This window comes from Xanthomonas sp. NCPPB 2933, assembly GCF_056725225.1.
This window is the reverse complement of sequence record NZ_CM161518.1, coordinates 2,719,527-2,734,536: the sequence shown is the minus strand read 5'-3', so window position 1 is coordinate 2,734,536 and position 15,010 is coordinate 2,719,527. Positions and strand designations below refer to the sequence as shown.

At 65.1% G+C, this 15,010-nt stretch carries 1 protein-coding gene (running past one end of the window); it reads right to left on the bottom strand.

Annotated features, from left to right (window positions below):
- A protein-coding gene (locus tag AC1PLU_RS11215; RefSeq protein ID WP_481106258.1) for an Ig-like domain-containing protein crosses the window boundary here: on the bottom strand, nt 1-15,010 show its 5' portion. It extends 20,885 nt beyond the left edge of the window; the window shows 15,010 of its 35,895 coding nt (coding positions 1-15,010); it begins with the start codon at nt 15,008-15,010; the stop codon falls past the left edge of the window.

The window sequence follows — 15,010 nt, the reverse complement described above, 5'->3', positions numbered from 1 at the left end:
AACGCACCGCCTTCTGGTTGTCATCGTCCTTCGGGTATTCGTCGACGTTGTTGTCGCCATCGGTGACGACAATGAGATACACGTCGCCACGGTAGGTGATCGGAATGTCGATCGAACCGGTGATGTTGGAGTAACGCTCGGTCGGTGCCAGCGCGCTGCCGTTGTCGAAGATGCCGACGAGTATGTCGTCGCCGGTCAGGGTACCGTCGAGCGAGAGGTAGATCTTGTCGCGCCAGCGCCCGCTTGCGGGCATCGCGCCGCTGTTGACGACGGTGTACTGGATGCCGACGCGCGTACCGGCGGTGACGTGGTCGGGGATCGAAACGGCATCAACCTGCAGGTTCGGGCGTGCCTGCAGCACGATCTGGGATGCGGTGGAGGCAATCGTCAGATTGTTTCCACGCGCGCCGCCATGTTCATAGACCTGCGCACCATCCTTGCCGAGATTACTGTTGGTGATGACTTGCAGGCGATAGAGGCCTTCGATCTTCGCCGGCAAGCGAACCTGCTCGGTGCGCGTATACGTCTTGCCTGCCTCGAGCGGACGATCGTAGGTGTAGGTGCCCAGCACGACATCCGGACCGCCGTTGGTCGACACAAGCTTCACGGTATCAACCCAGGGTCCGGCGGCTGTTGCCTGACCTTGGTTGATGACCGTCCAGGCGAGGTCGACCACGGTGCCTTCGACCGCGTTATCGGGCATGCTGAGCGCCTGCACGACAAGGTCGGGCGAGGGGGCAAGCTGCACGGGAAGTGCCGCGCTGTGGCCGACATTATTGTCGCCGTAGACAAACTCGAATGGTCCTCCGGTGCGCACATTGACGTACCACGTGCCGGAGAGACCGTTGGGCACGGTGACCACAACGCTGCGCACGTAATGGTCGCCGACCTCGAGTTGACCGATGTGGCTCACGTTGGCGAGCGCGATCGGCGTACCTGTGCCATCCGGTGAGGTGCTCAGCCATACCGAGTCGGACCATTCGGCCATGTCCGTAATGCCGATGCCTTGGTTGGCGACGGCCCAGCTGACGGTCAGCGGTTGCCCGCTGGTCGCGTTGCCCAGCGCTTGAACGCTGTTCACCACCAAGTCGGCGTAAGGCTTGGGCATTACGTCGATAACGTGATCGGCGGCCACGGCATCGTTGCCGATCACGCCGTCCTGGAAGACCTGCTTCGTCGCATCGGTCACCACGAACAGCTTGTACCGCCCGGTGAAGCCTGGGGGCAGCAGGGTGGTGAAATCGCCCCGGTAGCTGTCGCCCACCGCGAGCGCGCCGTCGTGGCGCACCTCGCCGACGATACGGTCGTCGCTGTTGCCGACGATGTCGTCGGTGGAGAGGATGACCCGGTCGACCCAACCCGAGGTAGTACCCGTGCCCGTGCCACGATTGGTCACCGTCCAGCTCACCGCCAGGGTGGCCGGGTCGGCGATCAGCGTGGTCGGCGCCTGCACGGCGCCCACCACAAGATCGGCATGGGGTGCCAGCTGGACGGTAAAGGCCTCACGCCCCGTGTTGTCGGCACGCGCGCGGTCGTCGACGACGTTGCGCGCGTCGGTGACAACCACGACTTCGTAGTCGCCGCGGGCATCGAGCGGGATGGCGATATCGGTGGAAGCGACGTACGAGGCGCCTGCTGCCAGCTCCGTTCCGTGTGCGACTTCGGCGACCTGGGTGAGCTGGCCGTCGCGCGACAGGTAGACACGATCGACCCAGCCGCCGCTGGCAAGTCCGCCGCCATTGGCGACAGTCCATTCGACATGCAGCGAGGTACCGGACTGGACCAGCGAGGGGCCGCTCACGGAGGCGACCGAGAGATCCGGACGGCTGACCGTGACACTAGCGGTTGCGACGGCCGTGTTATCGACCTCGTTGTCGCGCTCGTAGACGGTGTTGTCGCTATCGGTGACGACCACCCAGCGGTAGCTGCCTTCGGCCAGCCACGCGGGGACCGACACGTCGATGGCGCGCGACGCGGTGGCGCCGGCGGCCAGGCCGTCGGTGTAGAAGCGGCTGGCCACCTGGGTCAGCGAGCCGTCTGCGGCACGCAGGTAGATCGTATCGCGCCAGGCGCCCGTCACGGCGCCGTTGCCCGTATTGGCGGCCGTGTAGGTCACACTGGTACTGTCGCCTGGACGGACGGCGCTCGGGCCGGTGACGGCAGAGGCGACCAGGTTCGCCACCGGGGCCAGGGTGATCTGCATCGCCGCCGAGGCCGCGGTGTTGTTGCCGGTGCGTCCCAGTTCGGTGACGGTGTTGTTGAGGTTGGTCAGGACCAGGATGTAGTAGGTGCCGACGAGGTCGCGCGGCAGCGCGACGGTGGCCGTACCGGTGTAACTGCCGTTTACCCCGAGGACGCCCGTATGGACCACCGAACCGGCGAGCACGATGTCGTTGACGGACGGCGTCGGTGAGCGGGCCAGCACGATGCGGTCGTTCCACAGCGCCAGGTCGGTCGGCGAGTTGCCGGTGTTGGTGACGATCCAGGTGACCTTGACGTTCTCGCCGCTCAGCGCGCTCGCGGGCACGGCGACAGCGGAGACGCCGAGATCCGCATAGGCGGCGGTGACATCGATGCTGCGCAGTGCGGAGAGCGTATCGGCGCGCGTATCCGGCAGCAGCACCTCGCCGAGCGCGTCGGAGCGCACGCGTAGCGTGTAGCGGCCATTGGCGACCACGGGCATGGTCACGCTGAGGTTCTGCGCATAGCTCTGGCCGTTGGCCAGCGCGCCGGTGTGGCGGACGCTGCCGATCACCATGTCGGCCATGCCGTCACGGCTGAGGATGATCTGATCCGTCCATGCACCGGCGGTCGGTACCTGGCCGGTGTTGCTGACCGTCCACGAGACGGTGAGCGGCTGGCCTGTCGTCGCCTGGGGCGGCGTGCTGACGCCGGATAGCTGCAGGTGGGCGTACTGGGTCACCGCCGAGACCAGCGACGACGACGCGGCGTTGTTGTCCTCGGCGCTGCCGGCGAGGTTGGCTTCGAACAGCACGCCATTGCCGGCCGTGTTCTGGTCGGAGGTAACGGTGATCGACAGGTTGCCGGCACCCTTCAGGCCGTCCGGCAGGCGGAAGGTGAAGCTGCGTAGACGACGTTCGCCGGCGCCGATGGGACCGTTGGCCACGCCGTTGATGATGGCAGCGGGATCGTAGGGCAGGGTGGTGTCGACCAGCACCAGTCCGTTATCGGCACGGGCAATCGTGATGCGGTCCATGAAGGCCGCGGCGGTCGGGCTCGCGCCCTCGTTCCAGTCTTCCCAAGTGACAGTGACCACGCCACCGGCACTGACCTGCGTGCTGACGACGGTGAGGTTGTGCACGGTGAGGTCTGGACCGGCGACCACGGATGCCGATGCGGTGTTGTTGGTCTCGCCCGTGCCGACGGGATTGGCCTCGTCGATCTCGCCCAACGCATCGGCGATGACGCGAATCGTGAAGTTGCCCGCCGCGTCCACGCCGGAGGGCCAGGTGAACGTCGCATGGCGGCTGCGCGTCTCGCCTGCAGCGATCGGTCCCTGTGCAAGAAGGTCGCGCAGGGTCACGGTGGCGACGAGGCGACCGGTCGAGGTGTTGCGGATATCTACTGTTTCACTGAACGGCTGGGAGACTTCGCGGTCGCCGGTATTGGCCAGGATCCAGTCGACGGCGACCTGCTGGCCGGCCACGAAACCGGATGCCGGCGACAGCACCAGACCGCTTACGCTGAGGTCCGCGTAGGCGGCGAGTGCGACGTCTGCGTTCACGACGGCGCTGTTGTTGGTTTCCTTGTTTTCCTTGACCAGGTTGTCGGAATCGGCAATGACCGTGATCGAGAGCATCCCGGCCGCGGCAGCGCCGGCGGGCAGGTGCAGCATCAGCTGACGGGTGATGGCGCCACCGCGCGGAATGCCGAGGTTGCCATCGTAGGGCACCGTGATGTCGAGCAGGATTTCGCCGGTGGCGATATTGCGCACAACGACGCGATCGTTCCAGGCGCTGCTCGTGTCGAGCGTGCCGCGGTTTTCCAGCACCCACGACAGCTGTACGGTCTGCCCGGTTTCCAGGCCCGTCGCGGGGCTCAGTTCCACGTGGTTGACGCTCAGGTCGGGGGTCGGATCGGACAGCAGCGTGCCCAGGTCCACGGTGGGCGTCTGCGGTACGTGGATCAGGCGAATCGTGGCATCCGCCGCGAGATGCGTGTCGCTTCCCGTGCGTTCGATGATGAGGGTGTAGTGCCCACCCAGCGTCAAAACACCCAGGTCAATGCCAGTGCCGTCAAGCCGGTACTGCCAACGTCCCCCCTGGTTATCGTAAGAGCTGCTGACGCTGCCGAGTGCATAGCGACCGGTCACCGGGCGACCGGTGGGATCGATCAGCTGCCAGCTCATGGAGTCCGCGTACTCATCCATGAGCGCGCCTGGCAGGACGTCGAGGAAATATGCCTCGCCCGCAACCAGGTCGAGGTCATACATGGCGATGCCACGCGGCTGGTCGATGTGGATCTGGGCCGTGCTGTCGACCGGCAACGGCGTGGCTACGCTCGCGTCGAGCAGGCGGAACGAGTATCTGCCCGCCGACCCGTTGGCGCTGCCGAGCACGAGCATGTAATCGCCGGCTGGGATGGTGATGGCGTAATCGCTGTTGTAGTCGCCGTAATTGATGTAGCCGCTGTTGATCTGTCCTTGCGGACCCATCAGCTGCCATAGCACCGGGGTGTCGCCGGCGAGCCCGTCGATGACGATGGTGGTGTCGTGGTCGGCATGGATGTCGTAGCGCACCGTCGCGCTGCCCGTGGGCACCTGGCCCTGGGTGACGACGTTCGGGACCAGCGGTTGGGAGCTGCTGCTTACGATGAACTGGTACTTGGCCTGGGTGCTCTGGCCCGCCGTGTCGAAGACGAGGGAGTACTCGCCGGCGGCGAGCCCGTAGAAGCCCCTCGAATACGTGGCATCGCCACTCGCGATCACGTCGCCTGCCTTCGAGACCAGGCTGAAGCGCAACGGGTAGGCATTGTTCCTCCCGTCGAACCAGAAGGACCCGGAGGCGTCGACATTGATCGTCCAGGCGAGCGCGCCGGTGGTTGGCGTGAACGTGCCCGACACGGCGACGCCGCTGGCGATTGCCGGCGCGCTGCTGATGTCGTCGAGACGGAATGTCACACGGCGCGCGTTACCGTCCGGCGCACTCAGGCGCAGCGTGTAATGCCCGTCGGCCGGAAGAAGGATGGCCTGGACCGGGAGGTAGTCCGGGGCACGTGAATACACCAGCACGCCGCGTTCGTCGAAGAGTTCGATGCGGGCGTTGAAATACCCCGGGGTGGAGAGCCACAGGACCTGGTTGGCGCTACCATCGAAATCGTAGAGCGCTGCTCCGGTCGCCGGAATCGAAGCGACGATTGACGTGCCGAGGGCGATTGAGCGACTGGCAACGGTCAACGAGAAATCGTTGAAAAATACCTCCCGGCCGGAATCGTTGTCGCGAACGAGATAGTAGCGGCCCGTGAAGGGCAAGGCGCCCGATGTGTCACCGCTGCCGAGATCGGCAACCAGCGTGCCGTAAGCGTCATAGACGCGCCACGACGCGTAGTCGCTGCGGTAGGAGATCGTGACGACTTGTCCGGCCTGCGCATCGAAGCCGTAGGACGATGCCCTACCGCCGTCAACTTGTTGGTTAAACGAGCCACCGCTCGGCGTCATGGTGTTCCGTGCGAGATCGTGAACGGTCAGATCCAACGAGCCGTAACCGTCCAGGCGCAGATTGTAGAGGCCCGCCGTGACGCCGAGGACCACGCCTTTTCGGACTGAGGACCGGTCGAACACGCCACTGGCCACGACCTGCCCGTTGCGCAGCAGGCTCCATGCGCGGGGTGTATCGGCGTAGGTGACGTCGATGAGGATCTGCGTGCGCTCGCCGATGGTGAACGAGAAGTCGGTGGGCTGGTAGGCGTTTACCGATAGATCCGGCGCATTAGCAGTGCGGCGGACGATGACGTCGATGGGATCCGAACCGGCGGTGAGTCCCGTGAAGACGAGGCGATAGGTGCCTGAGAGATTGACGTAGGTGTCATTGCCGTCAATGGCACCAGACGTGACCGGATTGCCATAGGCGTCGTATAGCGCCCAGCTACCCGGCTGGCTCCTTGCGAAATGGATGTGGAATGGCCCGTTGGTCTGCGTCTGGAAGGTATAGACCTGTGGAGCGCCGTTGCCCGGCACCACCCGCAAAGGCATATCGACCGTCAATGCGACAGGTGACGAGGCATCGTAGAGCTTGAGGTCGGTGACGTTGTCGCCGTCGTTACTGAGCGCGAGGGTGTAGTGGCCCGGCGGCAGGTCGATGAGGGCGAACGAGGCGTCATGGTTCCAATAGCCCGAAAGTAGGACTCCGGTATCGGACGTCAGCGTCCAGCGACCATAGCCGTTACCCACGCTGTCAGTGCCCAGGAGCAACGTCGATGGGTGAGACAGGTCGAACCCGTAGATCGCACCGAATGCATCGTTGCCGGTGGCGGGGACGGACATGGCGTCGCCCAGCGCGACCAGCGGGGTGGTTGCAAGCGGCGCGCTGAGCTGGAGCGTGTAGTCGCTCGGGTCGCTGCTCTCGAATGTGTTCACCATCCGCAGGAAATACGTGCCGTCGGCGGGCAGCGCCGGCAACAAGTTGTCGGCGGAACCGCTGGAAGTGGCCAGCACCGTGCCATCGGGAGCCAGCAGCGCCCAGTCCATGCCGTAGGTGGGCATGCCGAGTTTGCGCACCTCGCCCGCACGGCCTTCGAAACGGGCGAAGCCCGCGAAGCCTGGCGACAATGTCACCGTGACATCCTGTCCGCTGCTCAGAACGGTCGCGGCGCGCAGGTCGATGAAGGACGCGCCGAACGCGGAAGCGTACCCATAGCCGCCATAGGCCGAGAGAAAATCGACGCGGTAGTCGCCGGCGGGCAAGGTGAGCAGCACGCCTGTGGCGCCGCCGCTGTAGAGCGGGAAGTCACGATCGACGCCGGCACCGGAGACATGGATGCGCAGATCGGCCGGGACATGGTCAAGTGCGATGTACCAGCTACCCTCGACGCCAACATGCAGCGAGCGCGAAGCGAAGTCGCCGAAGCCGCGGTAGTCGATGTTGTCCGGTCCGTCCAGCTTAGCCACGGGCGTGTCGGTGAAGTACAGGCCGTCGCCGATGTATCCGCTGGCATCGACTCTGAAGTACCAGGTCTCGTTGGCCGCTGCGGCGAGCAGGATCGGATCGCCACTGTTGTCGCCTTCGCCATTGAAGTCGATCGGGGCCAGGCCTGGACGGAACAGGGTCACGCGGCCCTCGTACGTCGGCTTCATCAGCCACGACTGTCCCGCAGTGACCGACAGGGCGTACAAGCCCTGGCCGCCGGTGCGGTGCGCGTCGGCGGCGAGCGTCGTTGCGGAGGCGGAGGTCTGCACACGCAGGGGGAACGTGCGTGCAACGTCGTTGCTGTTGGCCACGACAAGGCGGTAGTCGCCGGCGGCCAGGCGTATGACCTGCGAGCCGTACGCTGACAGCTGATCTCCGCCGAGTACGGGCTGGCCGGTGGCGGTCAGCAACTGCCAACTCAGGTTGTACTGCTGTTCCGTCGAGACCAGCCAGACGAAGTCGTCATGGTCAAGGTGGAACGTGACACCGGCGCTGCCGTGCGCGGCCAGGGTGATGTCGGCGGCAGTGTCGGTGGAAATCGCAACGTCGGCCGGTGCCGTGGGCGCCGCGAAGCGCGTGGTGGCGCTGAAGGTGACCGGCGTGCCCTCGGCGTTGCCATCAATGCGCAGGTAATACGTCCCCACGCGCTGGAGGGTAATGTCGGCTGCATTGGTGCCGTAGCCCCAGAGCACGACGTTCCCGACTGAATCAATCACGTTCCAGCTGAGGTTCGACGCTTGGCTCGTCTGCACGAGCGTCAACGTGGTACCGGTGGTGGCGTCGATACGGATGTAGCGCGCATCACCATAATTCGTGGTGTCGACGGTAGCCGTGCCGCCGCCAACGAGTACCGGAGCCGCCTCGAGGCTGTCGAGACGGAAGGGGAGTCCCGCATCGCTCTCGCTGGCGCGGGCAGCAGCGGCGAATGACTCCTGGCCGGATGCGTTGCGGTTGCGGAAATGGATGACGTAGCTGCCCGCAGCGAGAGCGGTCAGCTCGTTGTTGGAGCTGTAGCGATCCTGCGCGAACCACGTGGTGCCGGCAACATCGGTGATGTCGTAGGTACCGTAATGCATGCCATCCGGGAAGGCGAGGTAAACGGTCCGGGCGCTATCTAGCGTGAATGCATAGGCCTGTTCGTAGCCGTTGTCGGCATTGAGGTCGAGCGAAGCGGTCGTGCCGAGCGCCAACGGCTGGACCGGGACCACGTACGGCGCGATGGTGAGCCGATAGCCGACGCTGCCACCGAGCCCCTGACGCTTCACCATCAGCTGGTAATCGCCGCCGTCGGTACGCCGCGTGAAGTCGAACGGACCGTTGCCTTCGGCCACGATATTGCCGCTATGGACCACGGTCCAGTAGATCTCGTTCGCGTCGTCTCCGTAGACGACGAGCGATGCCGATGCGATCGATGTGTTCGACGGCAGCGTGTAGACGGCCGCCGAGACCGTGTCGTCGAACGTGTAGACGGTGCCGGCATCCGCCGTCTTCGCATCGGTGAGCGACAACAGTTGGACGGTGTAGTCGGTCGACGGTTCCTGGGTGCGGATACGCACGACGTAGTCGCCGGCGCGGATCTGGCGCAGGGAACCGTTGAGGTAAGTGCTGTTGCCGTAGGCGTCGACCAGTTCGATATCCGCGTTACCTTGCGGCACGACGCCGTAGTACCAGCCACTGTGTGCAAGGTGGATCAGATACTCGGACTGGGCGCTGACATCGCTAGTGCCCGCGATATTTCTACCCGCGACGACAGTCGGCAGGGCGGCGTGACTGACGCCGAGTTCGATCTGGGTCGCATCGCCATCGATCAGCAGTGCATAAGTCCGCACCGATAGAGCACCGAGGTCGAGGTCTGCGTCACCGTAGCCTTCGAAGACGACGTTCAGGCCGTCGAGCAACATCCAGTGCGCCTGTCCACCGTTGGCGGTGAGGTGGAACCGGGTGCGCTCCAGATCGGTCACTGGCAGGGTAAATGCGGCGACACCACCGGCTGGGAGGGTGACGGTCGCGCTAGCGCCGAGTGCCACCGCTGCGTAGGGCTCGACAAGGGCGAGGGTGTAGTCGGCCTCGTCCGAGGTGGCGCGCAGCTGTAATTCGTACGTGCCAGCGGCGAACGCCGTCGCGGCACCGGTCAGTGCATCGAGTGTCGTCCACGCGCCGGCCTTGCCGTCGGCCACCAGGCGTGCCTGTACAGCGCCGGAGCCGCCGATATGCAGGATGGTGTCGTTGCCGAGGGTCAGGGTGCGGACGAAGAGATCGCCCGTCCGGTCCAAATGTCCCGACAGCGACGCAGTGGGAGCAATCGCGGTCGGTGCGATCGGATCGATCCGCAGTGCGACGGAGAGGTTGCTGGCCGTGGCCGCGGCGCGTTCGAGCACGAGCGTGTACAGGTCGCTATTGAGCGTCGCTGTGCGCAACGTGCCGGCGCCGGTCCCCGAGACGACAAGGTCGCCGCGACCGCCGTACAGCTTCCAGCCCGAAATGCCGTCGCCGATGATTGCGAAGTCGAGTACGCGGGCAAATGGCAGGTCGAAGCGGACGACGCCCGTGGCGGCGTCTGCGGGGATTGTCGCCTGGCTACCGCCAAGCACGACGAGCGGCGCGACCGCGCTATCCAGCGTCGTCAGCGAGTAGTGGGCGTTGTCGGTGAGGGCGGCAATCGTGAGCTGGTATTCGCCGGCGGCGAGTACCGCAGTCGAGGCGTCGGACGAGCTGTCGTTCCAGTCGGTGACGAGCGAGCCGTCGAGCGCACTGAGGCGCCAATGGATGCCATTGGATCCGGCATCGCGGATCAGCTCGCTCAGCGGCAAGGTCTGCGCGTAGCCGACCGATAGCCGGTAGGTGGCGACGTCCTGTGCATGGGCCAGGTTGCCGCCCAGCGTGTCGCCGAGTGGTACGGCGGTCGACACCACGACCGAGGTCGCAGCGCGTTCGACGCTGCCCAGCGTGTAACGGGTACCAGGCGCACCCTTCAGTACGACGGTCCGGTCGGTGCCGGCTAGCACGCCGCGCGCGATGTCGGTGCCGTTGAGCGGCCCGCGGCCCTGGAAGACGATCCGTCCCGCGCCGTCGTAGACGGTTACGGCGATGTCCGCATCGAGTGACAGATCGAGGTCGGCGAGCGGCTGGGTCGCCGCAATGCGCAATACCGCGAGTCCGTCGGCGGCGAGATCGCCGGTCTGGCTGCCGCCGCCGGGCTGGGCCGCGATCGAGGTGAGGTTTACCAGGTCGAGCGAGAACGTTCCCGGCGATGCCGTGGCGACTTCGAGTAGGTAATGGCCGCTGCCGAGCGAGACTGGCAGCGCGTCGGCGCCGCTACCCGTCGCTACGACGGTGCCATCGGTCAGCAGGATCTTCCACTGGGTGCCGGCATCGCCGCCGCGAACGACCAATCGCGTGGCCGTGGCGAGGTCCAGCGTGTATTCCGCAGGAAATGCTGCCGAAGTCGTGCTGCCCGTGACCGGTTGCCCAACAACTGCGGAGCCGCGCAGACGATGGTCGATATAGACCGTGGCCGGCGCGCCGGTCAGGGGGGTGTCGTTGCCGTTGCCGGTCACCAGGACGAACCAGGTGCCCTCGCCGGGCAGCGTGAACGACAGCGTGTCGCCAGCGGCGACGCTGCGCTGGATGCCAGTGTTGTTGCCGCGCATGTCGTAGACCGTCGCGGTCAGGCCGAAATCGGTATTCGCATCGAGCCTCAGCGCGTCACGGTTTCCCGCGTCCACTCGCAGGACTGTTGAAGCAGCGCCGGTGCCAAGGTCGAGCGGATGCGCGACATCGGTGGTGACGGGCGAGAGCGCACTGAACAGCCGCAAGTTGAAGCCGATAGGCATCGCCACACCGAGCGACGAACTGATCGCAAGCCGATACGTGCCGGCAGCGGGCAGGGTGAGGACACTGCGCGAGCCATGGTCGAGCGACCAGCCGCCCGCGATGGCGCCGGTCGGGCCGGTCAGCGTCCACTGCGCGCCGGGCGAAGCCAGCAGCGCGTCGATCAGAACAATGTCTGGGGCCCCGATCGAGAACTGGTATACGGTCGACTGGCCGGGCACATCGAGACGGTCGTGGACCGGGGTGCCGGGAACGAGCTCGCGCGTCACCGTCGTCAGCGCGAGCATCATGACCGTGGACGTGACGGGCTGGTCCACCGTGCCATTGCTGTTGACCAGCAGCGAGTAATTGCCCGCTGCAAGGGCCAACGACGTGGATGTGGAATTGCCCCAGCCCGAAGCGACGGTGTTGCCTTTTCGGTCGTACAACGTCCACGAGGCGCTTCCGCTGGTGGTCAACGCGACGGCGTAGTTGCCGTCCGTGATGTCCACAGAGTACGCGCGGGTGTTCGGCTTGTCGGTCGTCGCCGGGGTCGGCGTACCGGTGCTCAACGCCGTCCTGCCCGCTGCGGTCACGATTCGGAAGTTGAAATCGTCGGTATCCAGGCCCTGCCGCTGGACGGCGAGCGTGTAGTTGCCGGCGGCCAGGCGCAGGGTGATCTCGCCGTTCTGGAAATCGCGCGAAGAAAATACCGCGCCGCCCGGGCCAACAAGTGACCAGAGCGTGCCGTAGTTTGCGGCGCTGCCGACGAACGAAACCAGCTGCTGGGAATCGATCGTGAAGCCGTAGAGGATCGAGCCGCCCATGGCTGGCACCGAGCCGGCGATGTCGCTGTTCAACGCCGCGGTCGTGTTGGTTTGTTGGCGCACGCCGATCGTGAAGGGCATCGCGACCGTGGCGGGCGTGTTGGTCGAAGGCTGCAGGACCAGCGTGTACTGGCCGGTCTGCGTCAGGGCAATGTCGGGAAAAGTGCTAAAGCCATAATACGAATTGGCAACGATGTTGCCGGTCGGCCCGTAGAGAGCCCAGCGGCCGATGCTGTAGTCGGCTGACGGCACCATATACAGGTTCTGGCCCGCGATGCCCTGCACGTGGAACAGGCGAATCTGATCGCCCGGCGCAGTGGAGGCGACCAGTGCACCAGGCTGGACTTCAGGCGTGACTAAACCGTCGAGCAGGCGGAAACGGTAGTCGCGCGGCAGGTCGCCGATGGTACGCAGGCTGAGGGTGTACTGTCCCGCAGCAAGCCAGATGCCAACGGTATCGGACGTCGTTTGCATCTGGCTGTTGGACACCTGGCCATAGCTGTCGACGAGGCTCCAGCGAAGGTCCGTGCTCGTGCCGCCGCTGAGCGTATCGAAGTGGACATAGCGCGGTTGGTCGATGGTGAAGGTGTAGCTGTCGACATCGGCACGCCCGCCAAGGGTGCCGGAGACCACGTCGTTCATTGGCAGTGCCGTCGTCGAGCGGTCGACCATGGCGATGGTGAGCTTTTCGGTCTGGCTGCCGGAAGGCTGATATCGCGCGAGCAGGTAGTACGAGGCACCGGCCGCGAGGTTGTAGACCACGCCACCGGTGACGTTGTCGGAGTTCCCCGGGACGGCGCGGCCGAACCCGTCGTACATCGCGTAGTCGGCGTAGTTGTCGGAAAAGACGCTGACGCCCCCCGCACTCGGCACGTCGATACGCAGGGGCGTTGAGGCGTTGCCCGGATGAGTGACCTGGGTGGACTGATTAAACGCGAGGCGCTGGGAGGCAGAAGCGTCGACTACGCGCAGGGCGTAAGCGCCGCTGCGCGACAGACCACCGTCGTAGGTGGCACCCTGCAGGGTGAGCGCATAGTCGCCTGCACGCAGGAAAAGCACCCGATCGCCATACGAAGAGATGGTCAGGGTGTCCATGGCGGTACCGCCGGGACTGGTGAGTGTCCAGGTCGCACTGCTGTAATCGGCCTGGTTATCGAGTAAGTAGACGCCGTCGCTCGGCACGGTGAAGCGCAGCGTGCGTGTCTCGTCCCAGGTATCGAACGTGCCGGCGACGACGGTGCCGAAGCCGATCGTATCGCCGTCGGCAAGCGCGGCCGGCGGCGTGTTCGCCCCTTTTTGCAGTGTCAGCGTGAAATCGTTTGGGGCGCCGGCGTCCACGAGCAGCGTGTAGTCGCCGCCCCTGGCCAGCTCAAAGCTGTCGCTGCTGTAACCAAGGTAGCGCGTGTCGACAACGATGTTGCCGTAGCTATCGACGATGCGCCACTTGGCGTCGTAGCTGTTGATCGACGAGGCGACGCTGAAATGGTCGCCGGCCTGTGCGCTGAAGCGATAGGCGTGGGTCTGGTTGGCGGTGTCGTTGTGGATCGTCACCGGCGTATCGAGCGCGATCGCTGGCGCCAAAGGCAGGGCGAGGATTGCGAACGCGAAATCGCCCGTGTCGTTGCCGATGGCATCGATGGTGAGGGTGTAGTCACCCGCATCGAGGAAACGAAGGATGCTCTCGCTGCCGAGTTGCCTCCGACCGAACGACGAAGCGCCGTTTCCGTCTAGCGTCCAATAGATGCCGTTGCCGAGGCGGCCGTCGAATGCCAGCGCGGTGGCGCTGTCGAGATGGAAACGATAGACGGTCCGCTGCCCGGGCAGGGCGATCGTGCCAGCCACGGTCGCGGCGGCCCCGAACGAGCCGGCATCGAGCGTCTTGACCACGTCGGGCACGGCCTGGAAACGAAAGCCGAAGGTCGTGGGTGTCGAAGGATCGTTCGACCCACCGCTGACGACCACGATGTACTCGCCGCTTGCGTTGGCCGTGAATCGTGTTCCCGCCGAAGGCAGCGCGGTGGAGTTCAGTACCGAGCGACCCCGGGTGTCGAAGATGCGATATGTGGCACCGTCAGTGCTGGCGGTCACCGCAGACAGATCGTAGTTCTGGCCTTGCTGGACTGCGAGACGGACCACGCTCGACGACCCTGCTGCATCCAGCGTGCCGCTCACCGCCTGGCCATCGACGGCAGCCGGCGATGCGCCGAGGTCGTGCATGGCGAAGCGGAGCGTGCCGATGTCGGAAGATCCACGTTCCAGCGTCAACGTGTAGGAGCCGGTACCCAGCGCAAACGTGCCGTAGTCCAGGCCGTAGTAACCGCCAAGGCGGTTGCTGGTAAAGCCATTGGGACCAGTCAGTGTCCAGTAGTAGTCGCGGTTCCCGAGATTTTCGAACAGCACGCTGCGCGGTGTATCGACATCGAAGTGATAGCGCAGCGACTGGCTCGGCAACGGAGCGGTGACGGTCGTCGCCTGATCCAGTGTCAGCGCCGCGTCGAGATCATCGACGCGCGAGAGTTTGAAACCGAAATCGACTGGGGCGGTATTGGACTGGGGGCCGTCCACCAGCAGCAGGTACGGACCGCTGAGACGGGTGGAAAAGCCGGTCGTCGTCATGTCCATGCCGGTGCCGGAGCGCTCCTGCTCCCCGTTCGGATCGATCAGTCGCCAGCTTGCCTGCGGGTTGGTACCGGCCAGGCCGGTCGTCACCATGGAGAATTTCTGCCCGGCCGATGCATCGAATCGGTACACCGCCGTATCGTTGCCCTGCTGTAGCGTGCCAGCGGTGTTTTGGTCCAGGGCGATTGGCGCCGCCGTTTGCGCGTCAACGATGCGCAGCGCGTAGGAGCCGACGGCATCCGCCGTTCCGCTGACGGTCAGCGTGTAGGTACCGGCACCCAGGTCGAGTGCACCGATATTGCTTTCGGTGTACGCAAACGCAGAGCTGGCAATGGAGCCACTGGCGTTGCGAAGTGACCAGGTGATGTCGGTCCGGTCGGTCAGGCTGTCGAGAATGACCTTGCGATCATCCTGCAGATTGAACTGGAAGTGGTTTTCTTGCCCTGGCGTTGTGAGCGTGCCGTCGATGGCGATGGCCGCCGGGTTAACGTCGCCGGAAAGGAGCACACGAGGCTCCAGCGCTTCGAAACGAATGGCTGCGGGCGCCTGTTCCGTTGCCGCGACATCGTTGCTGACTTCCTTGCTGGACGGGCGGTTCGACGTTTCCAT